We start from the raw sequence: 14,209 nt of genomic DNA on the forward strand, positions 1-14,209 counted from the left end.
TTAACGTTGTGATTAAACGTTGAATCTGAAGTGGATAACGTCACCGTCTTTAACAAGGTAATCTTTACCTTCTAGGCGCCATTTTCCAGCTTCTTTAGCACCGGCTTCACCGTTACAAGCGATGAAATCATCAAAGCCAACGACTTCAGCACGAATGAAACCGCGTTCAAAATCGGTATGGATAACACCTGCAGCTTGAGGTGCGGTTGAGTTATTTTTAAACGTCCATGCGCGAACTTCTTTGACACCTGCAGTGAAATACGTTTGCAAGTTTAATAAGCCGTAACCTGAGTTAATTACACGATTTAAACCTGGCTCTTCAAGACCCATTTCCGCCATAAACATTTCACGGTCTTCTGGGTCCATTTCCGCTAACTCACCCTCAATTTCAGCACAAACAGGTACGACAACGGCACCTTCACGCTCGGCAATTTCGCGAACCTGGTCTAAATATGGGTTATTTTCAAAGCCGTCATCATTAACGTTAGCAATATACATGGTTGGCTTAATTGTTAAGAAGTTTAGGTACTTAACCGCCGCGATTTCTTCTTTCGATAAATCAAGCGAGCGGATCATGTGACCTTCTTCAACATGCGCTAGGATTTTTTCTAAAATCGGTAGCTCAAATTTCGCCTCTTTATCGCCACCTTTGGCTTTTTTAGTTTGACGAACAAGCGCACGCTCAGCAGCTTCCATATCAGCAAGTGCCAACTCGGTGTTAATGACGTCGATATCTTCAGCTGGATTTACTTTACCAGCAACGTGAACGATATTGTCATTTTCAAAACAACGAACTACGTGACCAATCGCATCGGTTTCACGAATGTTGCCTAAAAATTTATTACCTAAACCTTCACCCTTTGAAGCACCTGCAACAAGACCAGCAATATCAACAAATTCCATGGTAGTGGCAATAACACGCTCAGGATTTACAATACTGGCAATCTGATCCAAACGTGGATCGGGTACAGGTACCACACCTGTATTTGGTTCAATGGTACAAAAAGGAAAGTTTGCCGCTTCAATACCGGCTTTAGTTAATGCATTGAAAAGGGTAGATTTACCAACGTTTGGTAAACCAACGATACCACATTTAAAACCCATGATGATAATCCTGCTGTTTATTGCGCTTTAAACGAATGTAGACGGTTTTGCGCTTTCTTCAAGCCGTCTTGTTGCCAAATGGCGAAGCATCGAGCCGCTTCGTCGACACACTGGTCGAGTAATGCTTGTTCGTTTTGTGGGGCTTTACCTAACACAAAACCACTGACTCGGTCTTTATGGCCTGGATGGCCGATACCAATTCGCAAGCGATAGAAATCTTTATTGTTTGCCATGCAAGCGATAATGTCTCGTAACCCATTATGGCCACCATGACCGCCACCTTGTTTGATTTTTACTACACCAGGGTCTAAGTCAAGCTCATCGTGAGCAACTAAGATATTGTCAACTGGAATACGGAAAAAGTTCGCTAACGGAGCAACTGCTTTACCGCTACGATTCATAAAGGTTGTTGGGATCAATAAATGGACAACGTTAGAGCCAATCAGGCCTTTACCGTATACACCATGGTATTTTTTGTCGGGAGACAGGGATATATTATATTGTCTAGCAAGTTCTTCAACAAACCAGACGCCTGCATTGTGGCGTGTTTTGGAATATTCGGGGCCTGGATTACCCAGGCCCACAACCAACTGAATATTAGTCGTCAAGGTTACCCTCGCGATTATTCTTCAGTTGTTTCTTCTGCAGCTTCTTCGCTACCGCCTTTAGGAGCATTCACTGTAACAACAGCTTGGTCGTGATCTGCACCTTTAGCTAGTTCTACAGATACAACACCGTTTGGTAGTTTGATATCTGAAAGGTGTAGAGTTTGACCTGCTTCTAAACCAGCAACGTCAACTTCGATGAACTCAGGAAGGTTAGCTGGTAAACACTCAACTTCGATTTCAGTAGCAGCGTGAGCAACAGTGTTGCCAGCTTTTTCAATTACTGATTCGTTGATGAAGTGAAGAGGAACGTTTTGGTGTAAAGCTTTCTTAGCGTCAACACGTAAGAAATCTAAGTGCATGATTTGCTCTTTGTACGGGTGACGTTGCATGTCTTTAAGAACAACTTCAACAGCCTTACCGTCAACGTTAAGAGTTAACACGTGTGAGTAAAACGCTTCTTCTTCTTGTGCACGGAAAACTTTGTTGTGCGCAAGAGTAATAGAAAGTGCTTCTTCACCAGCACCGTAAATGATAGCTGGAACTTTGTTCGCGTGACGTAGGCGGCGGCTCGCACCTTTCCCTAGATCAGTACGTACTTCAGCATCTAAAGTAAAAATATCCATGATAGATTCTCTATAAATTAAATAAAAAGATTCATTGCTTTTCGCGACCAAAAAACAATATTTAGTGCCTAATATTAGGCGGTATTTTCATTAGCCAATGGTTAGCGGTTGCTAAATAAACGACCAATAACGTAAGGGGCAAATGAAAAAGGCGCGGAATAATAACATTTTTTATGCCATTAACAAACAAAAAGTGCGCTCGAGGCGCACTTTTTTCAATGTTTAACCGACTTTGTTACATGCCGGTTGCCGATTAGCGTTGATTCGCTTAGGCTTCAAACATTGCTGAGATTGACTCTTCGTTGCTAACGCGACGAATGGCTTCAGATAACATACCTGCTAATGATAACTGGCGAACTTTATCAAGTCCTTTAATTTCTTTGCTTAGCGGGATTGAATCCGTAACGATCATTTCATCGATGACAGAGTTCTTAATGTTCTCGTAGGCATCACCACTAAATACCGGGTGAGTGGCATAAGCAAAGACACGACGCGCACCGTGTTCTTTTAATGCTGCCGCAGCTTTACATAGTGTACCGCCGGTATCGATCATATCGTCAACGATAATACAATCTCGACCTTTAACGTCACCAATAATGTGCATGACTTGTGATACGTTCGCTTTTGGACGGCGTTTATCGATAATCGCTAAATCCGTGTCGTTAAGAAGCTTAGCAACAGCACGGGCACGAACAACGCCACCGATATCTGGTGATACCACGACTGGGTTATCCAATTCTTTGGCCAACATGTCTTCAAGTAAAATCGGAGAACCAAATACGTTGTCTACTGGTACATCGAAGAAACCTTGAATTTGCTCAGCGTGTAAATCAACGGTTAATACACGGTCAACACCAACGCTTGAAAGGAAATCAGCAACTACTTTTGCTGTAATTGGCACACGAGCACTACGTACACGACGATCTTGGCGAGCGTAACCAAAGTAAGGGATTACCGCGGTAATACGACCGGCTGAAGCGCGGCGTAACGCATCAACCATAACAATCAATTCCATTAGGTTGTTGTTGGTAGGCGCACAAGTAGATTGGATAATAAAAACGTCAGAACCACGAACGTTCTCGGTAATTTCAACGCTGATTTCACCATCGCTGAAACTGCCTACTTTCGCATCGCCAAGGCTGATATATAAACGATCGGCGATTTTTTTAGCCAGTTCAGGGGTGGCGTTACCCGCAAAAATTTTCATGTCAGGCACTGTCAGTTCCTCAGAAACTTTGACATCGTTACTTAGAATAGCTTAGTCAGATTGAGGCTTAAAACCTCATTCGCGGACTAAGCTGCGAGAGCTAATCTAATGTTAGCATCTTATCGACTCTTTATTGTCGACGCCGTGCAATCTTGCAATTCTTGTAAGATTGGCGACTTATCAAGGCCTTTGGCTATAAACGATTGCGTACCTGGCGGTAATTTTTGTTGAATTGCTTCCGCACTTTCTTTGTTATTGAACCAAGAAAAAATACACGCACCGGTTCCCGTCAACCTCGACGGCGCGTATTCTAACAACCATGCCATAAGCTTGGCAACCTCGGGATAAAGTTTTATCACTAACTGTTCGCAGTCATTGCCCGATTGCTCAATATCTATCGCTTCTGCAGCCAATATGGGGGTGTTACGTGGTAAATCAGGGTGACTGAAAATCTCTGCCGTCGAAATATGGACATCCGGCACGGTAATTAAAAACCATGGGTTATCTATGGTCACAGGTGTTAATTTTTCGCCAACGCCTTCAGCAAATGCGGTATAACCGTGGACAAAAACTGGCACATCAGCGCCTAGCGCTAGGCCTATTTTTGCCAACTCGTCGGTGCTAAGGTTAATATCCCATAACGTATTTAAGGCGAGTAATACCGTTGCAGCGTTGGATGATCCACCACCAAGGCCGCCGCCCATAGGCAAGCGTTTTTCTAATTTTATATTCACACCCAGGGGATTGTCGGCGTAGGGTTTTAAAGCGTAGGCCGCCTTAACAATTAGGTTATCTTCATTAGCCACACCGTTAATAGGTGTGAGTAATTGAATGTCATTGTTGTTGGTGATTTGGAATTGCAGATAATCACCGAAGTCTAACATTTGAAATACGCTTTGTAATTCGTGATAGCCGTCTTCCCTGCGACGGTTGATATGCAAAAATCGATTGATTTTTGCAACCGAGCTAAAACGATAATAAGGCTGCATAATTAGAAAAGTTCCCAAGTATTGATCGCTAATTTGATGCGCATATTATCATGATGTATGGTCAGTTTGTTAGCCAAGCGAAATTGGTTGACTAAGGTATAACCTTGATAGTCCACTTGATAGTGACGATTATTAAGGTGGCTCGTTAACCGAGTTGGTAACTCGGTAGTATCGCTGTATTGAATATCGTCTGTGTGTGTATACTTCATTCCTTTGAGCCACATCGTCAGTGCGGATACAGGCAAATCGATGCCAGAAATTGACGCGAGTAAGTAATCTAAATCACGATGCTGATAGGTTTTGCCATCAATCTCAAGGGTATGCAAACCAGATTGTGTCGTTAGCGTCAGCACGTTAACCCCTAAAAACGTGGTCAACTTTAATTCTTGGCGCTGTGCTTGTCGCCACCAATATAAGTTAGCACTTTGTTTACCGTCTGTTTGCAGGAAAGCTATTTTGCCCCGTATAAGCCAGTCATTTACGCCGTTGAGTGCTTGCTCGCGCGCCGATTGCTGCTGATAGAGTTCGCTATCTGAATATAGGGTTGTACAAGCCGGTAGTAAAAGTAACAGCAAAACGGGTAATAAATACCTAGCTAGGCATCTATTTGGCTTAGCTAAAGCATTGATATTGTTATTTGTTATAGGGTGTCGAAAAAACATAAATTGCCTTGGTTGTTTAATTTAACAGCTCGAAATTAATATAGAGATTTTTTAGCTATTTAATAGTCACATTAAACTCAGCTTATTTCCTAACTCATCACATGTTACTAACTCAGCCTATTTTACTCACAATGGGAGCAGCTATTTATCGTGTGACAACAGGTGTTCGTTAAGTGCACCACATGCTTGTTATCGATGATCTGTTCTTATATCAACAACTAGAGCGTGTTGATCTTTTAGGGTTAAATTTTGTTCGAATTAAATGCATTTTTATCGCGGCACTTGTGATACGCATAGTTATTCTACGCACAAAGCAAGTAACAATGAAAAAAATGCATTTAAACGAATCCAAAGGACAGCTTTTATGATGCCTTTCTACTGTGTTATCACTTACTTATGTGGAGTAACCACACAACATAAGCTCTGCCTTGTATAAAAACATCATAAATTGCTGTAAAAACAACCTCAAAAGATCAACACGCTCTAATGATGAGTTTATGCGCACAAATAATGATCGTTGTTGTTGATAGCCAATCACAAAGCTGTTAATAACGCTTATTATAGTGCCAATATCCTTAATATTTTTCTGGGAATTGAGCCGAGTATCTTTTCATCTTTGCTGTAATCCCGTAAAATTAACAGCTAATTGAAATATTTGCATCTGTTTGTTTGGATTTAGGTTGCTTACGGTTGTTCGGCCTTTAAAGTGACATAACAGATGTGTCGATAACATTATAATTATTTAGGTTATCGTCTCAACGTGTCAACACAGGTTAATAAATATACTATGTCCATTTTTGCTGTCGGAATAAACCATAATACTGCTCCCGTGTCGGTGCGAGAAAAAGTGGCTTTTACGCCAGACAATCTCACACACGCATTGCAGCAAATGGTTGAGCAGCTTGAATGTAAAGAAGCGGCTATTTTATCTACCTGCAACCGTACCGAATTATACTTTGTCAAAGATCGCCCCATTGACACGGTTCAACAGGAAGTCACCCAGTGGTTAGAAACTTATCATAGTGTCACCGCGAGTGCGATTGCACCGAGTTTGTATTGGCATCAAGATGGTAAAGCGGTCAATCATATGATGCGTGTTGCTTGTGGCCTTGATTCACTTATTTTGGGTGAACCACAAATCCTTGGACAAATGAAACAAGCGTATTCAAGTGCCAAAGCCGCAGGGTCGATGAATGTTGTCATGGAGCGCCTATTTCAACGTACCTTTGGTGTTGCCAAAGAAGTGCGCACCGAAACTGAAATAGGCTCTAGCGCGGTATCTGTAGCCTTTGCTGCAGTTAATTTAGCCAAGCATATCTTTGCCGATTTGAAAAAATCGAAAGTCTTGTTGATTGGTGCCGGTGAAACGATTGAGCTCGTCGCTAAGCATTTGTATGACAATCAAGTTGGTAAAATTACCGTTGCCAACCGAACGGTTGCTCGAGCGCAAAATATGGCTACCGAGATTGGTGCAGATGTGATCACCTTGGCGCAAATTCCAGATCATATTTGCGATGCAGATATTGTTATTTCATCGACCGCTTCTACGTTGCCTATTATCGGCAAAGGTATGGTGGAACAAGCACTGCAGAAGCGTCGCCATCGACCAATTTTTATGGTCGATATCGCTGTTCCTCGTGATATCGAGGAGCAGGTGGGGGCACTGGAAGATGTTTTCTTATATACGGTCGATGATTTACAAGGTATAGTGGCGCAAAATTTGGCAAATCGCCGTAAAGCGGCGGTTGCCGCCGAGAAGATTGTCGGTAATGGCTGTGATGACTTCATGGCATGGTTGCGTGGTTTGAAAACGCAACACTCAGTGGTGGCTTATCGTCAGCAATGCATGCAAAAGCGTGATGAGTTACTCGACAAAGCCAAACAACAATTAGCCAATAATAAAGATCCTGATGCGGTGTTGGCAGAATTGGCGACCAAGTTAACAAATAATTTAATGCACGCACCTACGCGGGCAATCCAGCAAGCGGCACAAGGTGGCGAGCTGGACAAACTTATCTATCTGCACGATGTTTTTGATTTAGAAACGAAACAAAACTAGATTTAAATCATCGTCGCTCTTATATAACTTTTGGTGAAAATAACTACATGAAAGATTCTGTATACCAAAAATTGGAAACGCTCGTTGAGCGCTTTGAAGAAGTACAACACTTATTGTCTGATCCTGATGTCATCGGTGATCAGGAAAAGTTTAAGGCGTTATCAAAAGAGTTTTCGCAACTGGAAGAAGTGACGAAAGTATTCAACGACTATAAGCAAGCGCAAGATAATTTTGAAATGGCGCAAGAAATGCTTAAGGACGATGATCCTGATATGCGCGATATGGCGCAAGAAGAGTTTAAAGACGCGAAAGAGGCGATTGAAACTTTGGCGCATGATTTACAGATTTTGTTATTACCAAAAGATCCGAATGATGATAACAACTGTTTTGTTGAAATCCGCGCTGGTGCCGGTGGTGATGAAGCGGCAATTTTTGCTGGTGACTTGTATCGTATGTATACTCGCTACTGTGAAAAGCAGGGCTGGAGCACCGAAATCATTAACATGAATGAAGGTGAACACGGCGGTTATAAAGAGATCATCGTTAAGCTTAGCGGTGATGGCGTTTATGGCCAAATGAAATACGAAAGTGGTGGACACCGCGTGCAACGTGTACCTGAAACTGAGTCTCAAGGTCGTGTGCATACATCCGCGTGTACCGTGGTTGTGATGCCAGAGATCCCAGAATCTCAAGCCATTGAAATCAACAAAGCAGACTTAAAAGTTGATACGTTCCGTGCATCCGGTGCTGGTGGTCAGCACGTTAACAAAACAGACTCAGCGATCCGTATTACCCATATTCCAACGGGGATTGTTGTTGAGTGTCAAGATCAACGTTCACAGCACAAAAACCGTGCCCAAGCAATGTCCGTATTAGCGGCTCGTTTACAGCAAGCCGAAGATGATAAGCGCCGTGCAGAAGAAGAATCGTCACGTCGTTCGTTAGTTGCGTCGGGTGATCGTAGTGAGCGTATCCGTACTTACAACTATCCACAAAGTCGTATGACCGATCACCGTATTAACTTAACCTTGTATCGTTTAGCAGAGGTTATGGAAGGTAATTTGCAGCTGGTATTAGAGCCTATTATGCAAGAAAACCAAGCAGACTTACTGGCTGCGTTAGCAGATAACAATTAATCAACGGTTATTTTTCGTAAACAAAGTTTGTAATCTTAGTTTGGAACCCCAATTTGGAATCAGAGTTTGGAACGTAAAACGAACCTAACAATAAAGCAGTGTTTAGCGATAACTAAACACTGCTTTTTAGCATTTGAAGACGCCTACGACGCAAAAGTTGATAGTGAAGTCTTGTTATCAGCCATATTAAAAAAACCGAAAAGCTACTTGCTTACGTGGCCTGAACAGCAATTAACGGATGCACAATATCGGCAATTTCAGGAATTTGTTGAGCGCCGCCAACAAGGGGAGCCGGTTGCCTATATTATCGGTTATCAAGAGTTTTGGTCGCTGAACTTTAAGGTAGCACCTTGCACCTTGATCCCACGTCCTGACACCGAAGTGCTCATTGAGACGGTGTTAGAAAATCACCCACAGCGACAGCTTAGGTTATTAGATTTAGGCACTGGAACTGGGGCAATAGCGTTAGCTTTAGCTCATGAAAACCCAAGTTGGCAAGTTGACGCGGTTGACTTTAATGACCAAGCGGTGACGTTAGCAAAAGACAACGCCAATACATTGCAACTCGACCATGTGGCTATATATCAAAGTGACTGGTTTACAAATATCGATGCGAGTAAGCGTTTTGATATTATTGTGTCAAACCCACCATATATTGCCGATGACGATCCGCACCTAACGCAGGGCGACGTGCGTTATGAACCGGTATCGGCGTTGATAGCGAAAAATCAAGGCTATGCCGATATTATTCACATTGTTGATGTGGCTAAACAGTATTTAAAGCCAGCAGGGGCTTTGTACTTAGAACATGGTTTTGAACAACACCAACAGGTGCAACAGATCTTAGCAGAAGCAGGTTATGTCAACGTCGATACAGCGTATGACTATGGTGGTAACCCACGCATAACTTATGGCTATTTACCCGATTAAATTAGTACTCACTAACATTAGTCATTAAAAAAGGCTTAGCGCATATTCGCTAAGCCTTTTGCTATTTATGGCTATCGGTGTAAATCTCAAGTGGAGTTACACTTAGGTGTTAATCGTTAACTAGCCTTGAGCATTGATGCGTTCGCCATTAACATGCTGTGAAGCATCACTCATTAAATAGATATAGGCTGGCATGATATCTTCAGGAGTGGCGATTTTCGATTTATCTTCAGCTGGGAAGGCTGTTTGACGCATTTTGGTATCTGTAGCACCTGGGTTGATGGCATTTACACGCAAACTGCTGCCTTCGTATTCATCAGCAACAACCTGCATCATGCCTTCGGTAGCGAATTTTGAAATACTATACGGCCCCCAAAATGCACGACCTTTATTACCAACACCAGAGGTAGTGAACAACAATGATGCACTAGGAGCTTGTAACATGGCTGGGATCAGTGCTTGCGCTAAATGCAACTGCGCCGTTACGTTAACTTTCATTACGTCGTCCCAAATTTGATTATTAATTTGCGTAAAAGGCGTTAACTCACCTAACACGGATGCATTTAACAATGCACCATCTAAATGACCAAACTGAGCGGTGATGGTGCTGGTCATGTCTTTATAGTGCTGTTGGGTGGCACCTTTCATATCTAATGGAATAATTGCCGGCTCTGGATAGCCTGCATTAACAATCTCATCGTAAACGGCTTCAAGTTTTTCCACTGTTTTACCTAATAGGATCACGATGGCACCGTGTTTGGCGTAATGTACAGCAGCACAACGGCCAATACCATCACCAGCACCGGTGACAAGTATGGTTTTATTTTTTAAACATTGGTCGGTTACGATAAATTCAGACATGATGATTTCGTTTTTAATTTGCAAGTATATATGTGACGTATTTTACTCGTAGTTGAGCAATGATTCGACCTCTATTTATATAAAGTCAGATTTTTATAGTGCATTTTTATAGTGCAGTTTTATTGCGCAGTTAAATCTAACTGTTTCAGTCAACGTCTACAGATGTCTAACGACACATTTCACTCACACATTTGTGGGCTGATCATGTCGTCAGTAGGCAACCATACCGCAAAAAAGTTAGCCAAGATAAGCAGTTAGCTCTCACTGGTCTTATCAGTAGAGAAACGCTAAGCATGTGCACAAAAAAGGGTAGTAAAATGCATCATCTTGGGTTAGTTTAATCATAACCGGTTAATCACTGGTCGTACTAGTTTATAAAAATCAAATAAAATCGCTTTAAAAACAATAACATTATTTGAATGCGGTAAAAGTTCCTCTGGGGAGACATATGAAAAAACTGATGATTGGCCTTGCTGTCGCAAGCGCTCTTGGCTTAACGGCCTGTGATGGGGAAACCATCAGCGATATTAACAATCAAAATGCCGATAAAAATCCTACACCGGTTACGAGTCGCGTGGTGTTTGATCCTACTGACCCAGAAGGGGTGTCCGTACCAAATGATCTATTACTTTTAGTTGATGATGAAGATGTAGAGTCTGGGGTAGCAATAAAAGACGGAACGTTTAACTTTCCTGTCGACGACCCAAGCGATTTTTCTAACCCGTTAGTTGCAGCAAATACCCTAGATGGTTGGTCAACCCATCAGCCATTTGTGTTAGCGTTAGATATGGCTGACGGAATTACCGTTGATCCAAGCAGCGTGATGTCAGGTGAGGCTGTACATATCTTTGAAGCCGTTATGGGCGGCGATATGAGCGATGCTGATTGCACTGCGGTACCACGAGGTATCGCTTGTAAGCCAGGCGCGAAGTTAACTTTTGGTGTCGATTTTGTGGTTAAAGCCGAAGGCACCTCGTTAACTGTTGTGCCACTTAAACCGTTAAAAGCGAAAACAACCTACATTATGGCATTAACCGACAGCTTACTGGATTCTGAAGGTTATGCTGTATTAGGTTCAACAACGTATGAGTTAGTAAGTCAAGATATTGCGACATCGCCAATTGACGATCCGTCATTAGGTGGCTTACAGGCTATTTCAAATAGTTTTGAAGCGGTAGCCGCAGCTGTTGGTGTTGAGCGCGACTCGATAACATATACTGCAGCGATGACCACACAGTCGACAGTGGACTCACTTGCGGTAACTAAGCAATTATTAGCCGCGAGCTTAAATCCGCAAACGGCATTGTTCCCAACACCATCCGTTGCGGTGATGGATACTAACTTAACGGTTGCCAACGTACTAGTAAATGCCGGCTTATTAGATCCTGCTGATCCGCAACTCGTGCCTTTGTACACAAGCGCAAAATTATATGCTGGTAAGGTAACGGTTCCTTATTATTTGCAAACACCACAATCGCCTGCATTGGCACAACGCACTAACTGGCAAGCATTATGTGATTCAGGTGCTATGTTAGCGTTTGCAACATCATTACCAGAAGGCCCTGTAAGTCCAACCGATGCTGCCTGCATGAGCTTTGGTTTACGTGACGTTGGCATTGATACTGAACGAAACCTAACCAAGTTCAACCCCATTCCGAAAGTACAATCAATGCAAAATCTTGATGTACAAATGACGGTGCCAGATCCTATGGTCGCTAACGCGGTACGTCAAGCACTTGGTTTGCCAGGGCAAATCAGTGAGTCAGAAGCGGGTTGGCCAGTGGTGATGCTACAGCACGGTATTACTTCGAAAAAAGAAGATATGTTAGCGTTAACCGGTCTTTTATCGGTCAATGGTTTTGCTACCATTGCAATTGACCACCCGTTACATAATTCACGTGGTTTTGATACCGATGAAGACGGCGTTGCGGAATTTGAAGCGGCGGCAAATCCGTTTTATTACATTAATATTGCTGACTTAGTTAGTGGTCGAGATAACTTTAGACAAAGCGCTGCCGACGCAATGGCGTTACGTATGGGCATTAACTTCTTACAAGGTGCGAATGTAAACGCGGGTGAAGTTTACTATGTGGGCCACTCTCTTGGTGCTTTGACAGGCGTTAACTTTTTAGCGATGACCAACTCACCGCTTAATGATCAGGTTGATGCTTTCTTTAAAGTGCAAGCAGCATCGCTAGCTTCTCCAGCTGGAGGCGTGCCAAACTTTGGTATGGCGTCACCTACGTTTGGTCCTTTGATTAAATACAACCTAGCGCTGAGCTTATCACCTGAGTTTGCCACAGCCGCACAGGATATTGGTGGTGCCAATGCGACAGCGGCAGATATGGTGGCATTCTGGAACAATTTTGAAGCCAATGGTATGGTAACCCCTGAAGTACAAGCGGCTTTAGCACAGTGGACTTTCGCTGCGCAGACTATTGTTGATGCGGCTGATATGATTAATTATACCCAGCCACTCGTAGCTAACGGTACTCCGTTACATATTATTGAAATGGTTGGTAATGGCTTAGATGTTCCTGCTGATACTGTGATACCACTTACCACGCCGACATCGCCGTTAGCTGGTTCAACGCCACTGATTAACTTATTAGGTGTTGATACGGTATCAGAAACGACAGCAGCTGCGACGCCAGTGTCAGGCGCGGTTAAATTTGTTGCCGGTGATCATGGCTCAATCCTAAACCCAGCGGCAAGCCCTGCAGCGACACAAGAGATTCAGTCGCAAATTGCCGCTTATTTTGCTACTAAAGGCACGGCTATTGTCGTAAACAACCCTGACGTGGTTCTACAACAACAATAATCAGACGTTAATAACGTTTTGAATAAGGAGGCATAATGCCTCCTTTTTTTATTTGTGACTTGAACTTACAAGGCGAGCATGATGCAATTGAGGTTTGCGTCGAATGGGGGCTTGCTCCCATAAAAATATTTACAGTGCTGTTATTACCAGGCATTTACTAGGAGAAGTAAATTGGAATTTTTATACGAGTATGGCTTATTTTTTGCCAAAGTCTTTACGTTCGTTATTGCGGTTATTGCCATAATTGCAGCCATTGCCGGTGCTGCACAAAAGCAAAAGCATAAAAAGGGTGAGTTGGACGTTTGCGATTTAACCGAGCGTTATCAAGATACCGAACATTACATGTTGGCTAATTTATTAGATAAAGATGAATTTAAGCAACATGAAAAAGAGCTTAAAAAGCAACAAAAGCAAAAGGATAAAGCGAGCGATAACCAAGAGTCGTCAGCGCGATTGTTCGTTTTAGATTTTAAAGGCTCAATAGATGCGAAAGAAGTTGATAGCTTACGCGAAGAAATCAGTGCCATTTTAAGCGTCGCTAACGAGCAAGATGAGGTGCTGGTTCGTTTAGAAAGTGGTGGCGGTATGGTACACGGTTATGGACTTGCATCATCGCAACTTGATCGCTTAGTGAAAGCCAATATACCGCTAACCGTAGCGGTTGATAAAGTGGCGGCCAGTGGTGGCTATATGATGGCATGTGTTGCAGATAAAATTCTTTCTGCGCCATTTGCCATTGTTGGCTCAATCGGTGTACTTGCTCAAATTCCTAACTTCCATAAAGTATTAAGGAAGAATGACATCGAATTTGAACAATTAACGGCGGGTGAGTATAAGCGTACCTTAACGATGTTTGGTGAAAATACCGATAAAGGTCGTGAAAAATTTATCGAAGAGCTTGAAGACACCCACGAGTTATTTAAGCAGTTTGTGAGTGAGCATCGTCCAAGCCTTGATATCAGTAAAGTTGCCACCGGCGAGCACTGGTTTGGCATCCGTGCAAAAGAGCTTGGCCTCGTTGATGAGATCCAAACCAGTGATGATTATGTGCAAAATGCAGCAAAACAGAAAAAAGTCATGTCTGTAAAATTTGAAACTAAGAAGGGCATTGCGGAAAAATTTGCCAAGGCGGCTTCGTTATCTGTTGAGCGTTCACTGGGCAAATTGTGGCAAAATAACCGCATTTTCCCTAGTTAATTGCCGTTAAGG

General features: G+C 42.8%; 12 protein-coding genes. 5 read left to right on the top strand and 7 right to left on the bottom strand.

Going from position 1 to position 14,209, the window contains the following annotated elements; all coding sequences use genetic code 11:
* Positions 1-12 precede the first annotated feature (12 nt).
* The 6 genes from ychF to lolB form a co-directional block, all read right to left on the bottom strand.
* Positions 13-1,104 carry a redox-regulated ATPase YchF gene (ychF, locus tag ACAX20_RS05430; RefSeq protein ID WP_371189122.1) on the bottom strand — a complete coding sequence of 364 codons (1,092 nt, stop codon included), beginning with the start codon at positions 1,102-1,104 and terminating at the stop codon, positions 13-15.
* 17 nt (positions 1,105-1,121) lie between these two features.
* Positions 1,122-1,712, bottom strand: a complete 591-nt coding sequence (gene pth, locus ACAX20_RS05435; RefSeq protein WP_371189123.1) for an aminoacyl-tRNA hydrolase — start codon at positions 1,710-1,712, stop codon at positions 1,122-1,124.
* Positions 1,713-1,726: 14 nt separating this feature from the next.
* Positions 1,727-2,335 carry a 50S ribosomal protein L25/general stress protein Ctc gene (locus ACAX20_RS05440; RefSeq protein WP_371189124.1) on the bottom strand — a complete coding sequence of 203 codons (609 nt, stop codon included), beginning with the start codon at positions 2,333-2,335 and terminating at the stop codon, positions 1,727-1,729.
* A gap of 268 nt (positions 2,336-2,603) precedes the next feature.
* Positions 2,604-3,551 (bottom strand): ribose-phosphate pyrophosphokinase, encoded by a 948-nt coding sequence (locus tag ACAX20_RS05445; protein WP_371189126.1) that lies wholly within the window; start codon positions 3,549-3,551, stop codon positions 2,604-2,606.
* A gap of 110 nt (positions 3,552-3,661) precedes the next feature.
* On the bottom strand, positions 3,662-4,531 hold the full coding sequence (gene ispE / locus ACAX20_RS05450; protein ID WP_371189127.1) for a 4-(cytidine 5'-diphospho)-2-C-methyl-D-erythritol kinase: 870 nt from the start codon (positions 4,529-4,531) through the stop codon (positions 3,662-3,664).
* Between the two features lie 2 nt (positions 4,532-4,533).
* A complete protein-coding gene (gene lolB, locus ACAX20_RS05455; protein ID WP_371189129.1) occupies positions 4,534-5,106 on the bottom strand; it encodes a lipoprotein insertase outer membrane protein LolB in 573 nt (190 codons plus the stop codon).
* Between the two features lie 874 nt (positions 5,107-5,980).
* Between lolB and hemA the strand changes: the two genes are divergently transcribed.
* The 3 genes from hemA (at position 5,981) to prmC (ending at position 9,318) form a co-directional block, all read left to right on the top strand.
* Positions 5,981-7,252, top strand: a complete 1,272-nt coding sequence (gene hemA / locus ACAX20_RS05460) for a glutamyl-tRNA reductase (protein ID WP_371189130.1) — start codon at positions 5,981-5,983, stop codon at positions 7,250-7,252.
* A gap of 47 nt (positions 7,253-7,299) precedes the next feature.
* Positions 7,300-8,388, top strand: a complete 1,089-nt coding sequence (prfA, locus tag ACAX20_RS05465; protein ID WP_371189132.1) for a peptide chain release factor 1 — start codon at positions 7,300-7,302, stop codon at positions 8,386-8,388.
* Positions 8,389-8,454: 66 nt separating this feature from the next.
* Entirely contained in the window at positions 8,455-9,318 is an 864-nt protein-coding gene (gene prmC, locus ACAX20_RS05470) for a peptide chain release factor N(5)-glutamine methyltransferase (RefSeq protein WP_371189133.1), read from the top strand.
* 120 nt (positions 9,319-9,438) lie between these two features.
* Here the strand turns inward: prmC and ACAX20_RS05475 are convergent, their stop codons facing one another.
* Entirely contained in the window at positions 9,439-10,179 is a 741-nt protein-coding gene (locus ACAX20_RS05475; protein WP_371189134.1) for a YciK family oxidoreductase, read from the bottom strand.
* 448 nt (positions 10,180-10,627) lie between these two features.
* Between ACAX20_RS05475 and ACAX20_RS05480 the strand changes: the two genes are divergently transcribed.
* Together ACAX20_RS05480 and sohB are read left to right on the top strand one after the other, a co-directional pair.
* The gene (locus tag ACAX20_RS05480) at positions 10,628-13,000 is read left to right on the top strand and encodes a VolA/Pla-1 family phospholipase (protein ID WP_371189136.1); all 2,373 of its coding nucleotides are present in this window, start codon (positions 10,628-10,630) and stop codon (positions 12,998-13,000) included.
* Positions 13,001-13,171: 171 nt separating this feature from the next.
* Positions 13,172-14,197: a protease SohB gene (gene sohB, locus ACAX20_RS05485; RefSeq protein WP_371189137.1), complete on the top strand. Its 1,026-nt coding sequence runs from the start codon at positions 13,172-13,174 to the stop codon at positions 14,195-14,197.
* The last annotated feature ends 12 nt before the right edge of the window (positions 14,198-14,209 follow it).

The sequence above is a fragment of the Thalassotalea sp. Sam97 genome (genome assembly GCF_041379765.1).
GTDB classification, from domain to species: domain Bacteria; phylum Pseudomonadota; class Gammaproteobacteria; order Enterobacterales; family Alteromonadaceae; genus Thalassotalea_A; species Thalassotalea_A maritima.